At 68.5% G+C, this 6,040-nt stretch carries 4 protein-coding genes; all 4 read left to right on the top strand.

Annotated elements, in window-relative coordinates; genetic code table 11:
* Positions 1–302 (top strand): hypothetical protein (locus tag ACFE7U_RS14615; protein WP_375410449.1); only part of this gene is annotated, 302 nt, incomplete at its 5' end.
* 492 nt (positions 303–794) lie between these two features.
* Positions 795–3,287 carry an ATP-binding protein gene (locus ACFE7U_RS14610; protein ID WP_375410448.1) on the top strand — a complete coding sequence of 831 codons (2,493 nt, stop codon included), beginning with the start codon at positions 795–797 and terminating at the stop codon, positions 3,285–3,287.
* Between the two features lie 273 nt (positions 3,288–3,560).
* Entirely contained in the window at positions 3,561–5,081 is a 1,521-nt protein-coding gene (gene tsaE / locus ACFE7U_RS14605; RefSeq protein ID WP_375410451.1) for a tRNA (adenosine(37)-N6)-threonylcarbamoyltransferase complex ATPase subunit type 1 TsaE, read from the top strand.
* Positions 5,082–5,106: 25 nt separating this feature from the next.
* Positions 5,107–5,862 carry a nucleotidyltransferase family protein gene (locus ACFE7U_RS14600; protein WP_375410447.1) on the top strand — a complete coding sequence of 252 codons (756 nt, stop codon included), beginning with the start codon at positions 5,107–5,109 and terminating at the stop codon, positions 5,860–5,862.
* Positions 5,863–6,040: the final 178 nt, after the last annotated feature.

Here is a 6,040-nt window from a genome sequence, read left to right as displayed (position 1 = left end):
ACGGACGGGCACGTCGTCGCCCGTCATCAAGTCCGAGAACGAGAGAAGCCCGGCGCGATGCCGGGCTTTTTTCATGCCCGCTTTCGATTTTCGGCCGGGTGAGGCACGAACTCAACGTCTTTCCCCACATCACGCCCGCGCGGCGGGACAGGGTCGTTGCTTTTGATGGCGCCGCCCACCGCCTGCTCGAAGCTGTCGCCGACATGGCGCATCGCGGTGTTCCGCTCGTCGGCTGGCTGGAATCGGTCGATCTGGCCTTGGAAACGCCGACGATCATCAAGGCCATCATCATGCCGATGTAGCAGGGAAGCCGATGATCAGCCGGCCTCCAATTCTGAAAACAGCTTCCTTACTCGAACCCACCGATGCAATATCGACCCTGATATAATAATATGTATCCTATAACTACTGAATAGGAAGGTGCTTTTGACTACATTGAATGTCGTTTTTCACGATGTGGAATTATAAGCTCGCCTTCAGGGTGTGTGCCGCGGTTGCAAAGGAGGTGTTGCGAGTGTCGAGCTGGGCTGCGGCGTGCCGGCACGGCGGACGCCGCCGCAGCGCGCGGCGCCTCCTATGTTGGATCACCCGGTAAGGTGTGTCTTTCGTGCGGCTTTTGCCGAGCTTGTGGTCACGACGCGCCAAAGTGACGACCTTGCCCCTTTCAGTGGGATTCCGCCTCGCGATAGGGTGGGCCGAGTCCTCGGATGAGGTGAGTCGCGAGGGCCGTCAGAGCCGGACGCGAGAATGCAGCGGTTGCGCCTCATCGGCGATTCGTGGAGGCGGTTCGGATCATGGGGCTCGATCGGACGGCGCAACTCAAGGTATGCGCCGGCGTGTTGCTCGTCGGCGCATGCAGCGCGCCGGCCTTGGCGGCGGGCCTCGGTACAACCTGGGCCGACGACGTCATCCGGCATACCCACAACGCTGCGGGACTCGCGATCCTGATCGGGCTCACGGTCTTCTCCACGATCCTGTCGCTCCTCCATCTGCGCGAGCGCACGCGCTGGACCAGGCGCGAGGGCGAACTCGCCGCGGAGGTGGCCCGCCTGCACGGGTCGCACGATCTCGCCGACCTCCTGATGAACGCCGAACGCCAGGTGATCGTGACCTGGGCCGGGCGCGGCGACCCCGTGATCGACGGGGACGTCACGCTGGCCTTCCCGGACGATGGCACGCTCACGGATGACACGCGAAGCCTCCTCGCCTTCGCGACTTGGCTGGTGCCCGGCGATATCGGGACCATCGAGGCCGCCGTGCAGGGCCTGCGCGAGCGCGGCACCGGGTTCCGCCTCGGATTGCGCACCCAGGACGGCCGCTACATGGAAGCCCATGGTCAAGCCCTCGCCGGTCGGGCGCTGCTGCGCCTGCGCGAGACCAGCGAAGAGCGCCGCCAGCTCAATGAGTTGCGCCACAGGCTCGACGAGGCGAGGCGGGGCCTCACGGCCCTGTCGGGGCTCCTCGATGCGATCCCGCAGCCGGTCTGGCAGCGTGACCGCGATGGCGCGCTGGCCTGGGTGAATATCGCCTACGTTGCGGCCGTGGAGGCCCAGAGCCGCGAAGGCGCCGTCGTCGAGGGGATCGAACTGCTCGATCGACAGGCCCGCGAGGCGATCGCCCGTCAGGACGGCGCCCGGCCCGCACCCGGATCGCGCGCCGCCCTGCGCCTGTCAGCCGTCGTCGCCGGCGGACGACGCATCCTGGACGTCACCGAGTCGGTCATCGAAGGCGGTCGCGTCGGCATCGCCGTCGACGTCTCCGAATTGGAGAGCGTGCGGGCGGACCTTCAGCGCCAGATGGACGCCAACGTCAGGACCCTCGACCAATTGCCGACCGCCGTGGCGATGTTCGACGCGCGCCAGCGCCTCATCTTCCACAATGCTGCCTACCGCCAGCTTTGGGCCCTCGAACACGCGTTCCTGGAGAGCCGCCCCCTCGACGGCGAGATCCTCGACCAGCTACGCTCGTCGCGCAAACTGCCCGAGCAGGCCGATTTCCGGCTCTGGAAAGCCGACGTCCTCGCCGCCTACCGGGCCGTGGAGGCCAACGAGACCTGGTGGTACCTGCCCGACGGCCGGTCGCTGCGCGTGGTGGCCGACCCGAACCCGCAGGGCGGGCTCACCTATCTCTTCGACGATGTCTCGGAGAGCGTGAAGCTCGAATCCCGCTACAACGCGCTGATGCGGGTCCAGGCCGAGACGCTGGACACCCTCAAGGAACCCGTGGCGGTGTTCGGCGCCGACGGCCGCCTCACCTTCGCTAACCGCGCCTTCGCCACGGCCTGGCGCCTCGACGCGGCGATGCTGCTGGAGCGACCGCGGATCGACGCGGTGATCGAGGTCTGCCGTCAGCTCTCGCCGCAGGAGGAGCCCTGGCTCGACATCCGCGCGGCGGTCACCGATCTCGAAACCCGCGCCGGGCTCACATGCCGTCTCGAGATCGTCGACGGGACGGTGCTCGACTGCGCCACCCAGCCCCTTCCCGAGGGTGCGACCCTGCTCACGCTCATCGACGTGACGGCGAGCGTCAACGTCGAGCGCGCGCTCACCGAGAAGAACGACGCCCTGGAGCGTGCCTCGCAGCTCCGCGACACCTTCGTCCACCACGTCTCCTACGAGCTGCGCTCGCCGCTCACCAACATCATTGGGTTCACGCAGCTCCTGGGCGACGAGACCGTGGGCGCCCTCAACGGGCGCCAGCGCGAGTATTCCGACCACATCATGCGCTCCTCCGGGGCGCTCCTCGTGATGATCAACGACATCCTCGATCTCGCCTCCATCGATGCCGGGTCGCTCGAGCTGTCGCGGGAGGTGGTGGACGTCCGCGCCACCGTCGAGGCGGCGGCGCGCGGCCTCGAGGACCGCTTCGCCGAGTCGGCGATCACCCTCGACCTCGCGGTGCCGAGCGACATCGGCAGCTTCGTCGCGGACGGCAAGCGCGTGCGCCAGATCCTGTTCAACCTGCTCTCGAACGCGGTCGGCTTCTCCGCCTCCGGCCAGACGGTGCGGGTCGAGGCACGCCGCGACGACGACGAGCTGATCCTGTCCGTGATCGACCACGGCCGCGGCATGCCCGCCGAAGTGGCGGCCCGGGTCTTCGACCGGTTCGAGAGCCACACGCTCGGTACGCGGCACCGCGGCGTCGGCCTCGGCCTGTCGATCGTGCGATCCTTCGTCGAACTGCATGGTGGACGCGTCGTCCTCGAATCGACGCCGGGCGGCGGTACGCGGGTCATCTGCACCTTCCCCGTCGCCGATCCCTCGGAGCGGAGGGCTGCCGCCGAATAGGAACCGGCGAATGATCCTGCCCTGAGGGTCTTGCATGAGAGCCGTCGGGTGTGGCCGGTAGCGGGATCGCGGTTTGGTTAAGGATCCTCGGCTATCAGCTGTCGGCGTCGCGCGTTGACTCGGCACCGGCACGGCGGAGCGTCATCGGGGATGGAGGGTTGGGCGGTGAGTGAGGACGGCCAGGACCCGACTGAACGGGACGCCACCGGGCAGGGCGCGGCTGGACATGACCAGACCGGAGCGGAGGCGTCAGCCCCCGCAGCCTGGGAGATCATGCTGTCCGAGGAGGGAGCCACCGAGGATCTCGGCCGGTTCCTGGCGGATCTGCTCCTGCCCGGCGACATGGTCGCTCTGTCCGGCGGCCTAGGCGGCGGCAAGACCACCCTGGCGCGCGCGATCATCCGCGAATTGACCGGCGATCCGGCCCTGGAAGTCCCGAGTCCGACCTTCACCCTCGTCCAGCCCTACGAGGGAAGCGGCGGCCGGGCCATCGTGCACGCCGACCTCTATCGCCTTCGCGGTCCCGACGAGCTCGTCGAACTCGGGTTCGACGAGATGACGGACGGCGCCATCACCCTGGTCGAGTGGCCCGAGCGCCTCGGTTTCCGCCACGGCCCGATCCTCTCCGTCGACCTCGCTTTGCGCCCGCAATTCGGCGACGGCGCCCGTTTCGCCAGGATGGACGGCACCGGCGGCATGCGCGCGCGCCTCTACCGGGCCCGCGCGCTCAAGGCGCTGCTCGAACGAAGCGGCTGGGACGAGGCCGCCCGCGTCCCAATGCAGGGGGACGCCTCGTCCCGCGCCTACGAGCGCCTGGTGAAGCCCGACGGGACCAAGGCCGTGCTCATGATCGCCCCCGCTCGGACCGATGGCCCGCCGGTGCGCAACGGCAAGTCCTACAGCACCATCGTCAAGCTCGCCGAGAGCATCCACGCCTTCGTGGGCGTCGATCGGGGCCTGCGGGCGCTCGGCTTCTCGGCGCCGCGCATCTACGGCGAGGATCTCGGCGCCGGTCTCCTTATCATCGAGGATCTCGGCTCGGAGCCCGTCGCCGACGCCAACGGGCCTCGTCCCGAGCGCTACGCCGAGGCGACTCGGCTTCTGGCCAAGCTCCACGGCACCCAATTGCCCGGGGTCCTCCCCGTCGCCGACGGGATCGACCACGTGCTGCCGCCCTACGACCTCGAAGCCCTGCTCTACGAGACCGAGTTGATGCCGGATTGGTACTGCCCGGCGGTTCGGGGCACGAGCCTTTCGGGCCCTGCGCGTTCGGAGTTCGTGGCCCTGTGGGCGGAGGCCCTGCGCGGCATCGAGCCGGAGCGGCCGACCTGGACGCTGCGGGACTATCACTCGCCCAACCTGATCTGGCTGCCTGCCCGCGAGGGCCTGGAGCGCATCGGGGTCATCGACTTCCAGGACGCGGTGCTCGGCCATCCGGCCTATGACGTGGCCTCGCTGCTTCAGGATGCCCGCGTCGACGCCACCCCCGATCTCGAATTGCGCCTGCTCGGCCTCTATGCCCGCGAGCGTCGCGCCCGCGACCCGGATTTCGACGTCGAGGACTTCGCGCGCGCCTACGCGGTGCTGGCCGCCCAGCGTGCCACGAAGATCCTCGGCATCTTCGCACGGCTCGACCGTCGGGATGGCAAGCCTGGCTACCTCGCCCATCTGCCGCGGATCGAAGGGTATCTGGCCCGCAACCTCGTCCACCCGGCGTTGACACGCCTGCGCCTGTGGCACGAGGAACATCTGCCGGCGCTGCTCGGTCACCGCGATGCGGCGCATGAGCGCTGACCTATCCGAACACGGCAGGACCGGAATGTCAGAGACCGCGACGCCCGCCCCGACTGGCGCCATCACCCACGCCTTCATCCTGGCCGCGGGCCTCGGCACGCGCATGCGCCCGATCACCGACACGCTGCCCAAGCCTCTCGTCGAGGTGGCGGGCCGCGCCCTCATCGATCATGCCCTCGACCGGGCGGCCGAGGGCGGGATCACCCGGGCGGTCGTCAACGTCCATCACCTCGCCGATCTCGTCGAGGCCCATCTGGCCCGCCGAACCACCGCGCCGCTGGTCTCGATCTCCGACGAACGCGTGGCGCTGCTCGAGACCGGCGGCGGCATCAAGAAGGCCCTGCCGCTGGTGGGCGACGACCCGTTCGTGGTGTTCAACTCCGATTCGTTCTGGCTGGAGGGACCGCGCTCGAACCTCGCGCGTCAGATCGCGGCATGGCGTCCGGACGCGATGGACATCCTCCTCCTTGTGGCGCCCACCGCCACCAGCCTCGGCTACGAGGGCAACGGCGATTTCGTGATGGCTGCCGACGGCCGGCTTCAGCGCAGGGGCGAACGCGAGGTCGCGCCCTTCATCTATGCGGGCGTGGCGATCGTGAAGCCCGAACTCTTCGCCGATACGCCGGACGGCGCCTTCTCCCTCAACCTCCTGTTCGACCGCGCCGCCGAGCGCGAGCGCCTGTTCGGCCTGCGCCTCGACGGCCAGTGGCTCCATGTCGGCACGCCCGGCGCGATCGCCGCGGCGGAGGCTCGTGTGAAGGCCAGCGCACAGGTGCCGTGAGGGTGGCGAAGCGGAGGGAACGCGACCATATTCCTGGACACGGGCCGCAGCGGATTGGATGGGCCGTCTTCCCTGTTCATTCGGCTTGACCCGATGACGTGAGTACAGCCGCCGGAAAACGGATCCTCAACTTCACGCAAGAGCGGGAAAGCCGTTTGCGCTGACATTCGGAATGATC

The sequence above is a fragment of the uncultured Methylobacterium sp. genome (genome assembly GCF_964251405.1).
In the GTDB taxonomy this organism is placed as follows: Bacteria; Pseudomonadota; Alphaproteobacteria; order Rhizobiales; family Beijerinckiaceae; genus Methylobacterium.
The sequence above is the reverse complement of the archived record's forward strand: the minus strand, read 5'-3'. Positions and strand labels throughout refer to the sequence as shown.

Excerpts from the sequence above, each read along its gene's own strand:
- ACFE7U_RS14610 (WP_375410448.1), top strand. The coding sequence starts at position 795 with ATGGGGCTCGATCGGACGGCGCAACTCAAGGTATGCGCCGGCGTGTTG.
- tsaE (WP_375410451.1), top strand. The coding sequence starts at position 3,561 with ATGCTGTCCGAGGAGGGAGCCACCGAGGATCTCGGCCGGTTCCTGGCG.
- ACFE7U_RS14600 (WP_375410447.1), top strand. The coding sequence starts at position 5,107 with ATGTCAGAGACCGCGACGCCCGCCCCGACTGGCGCCATCACCCACGCC.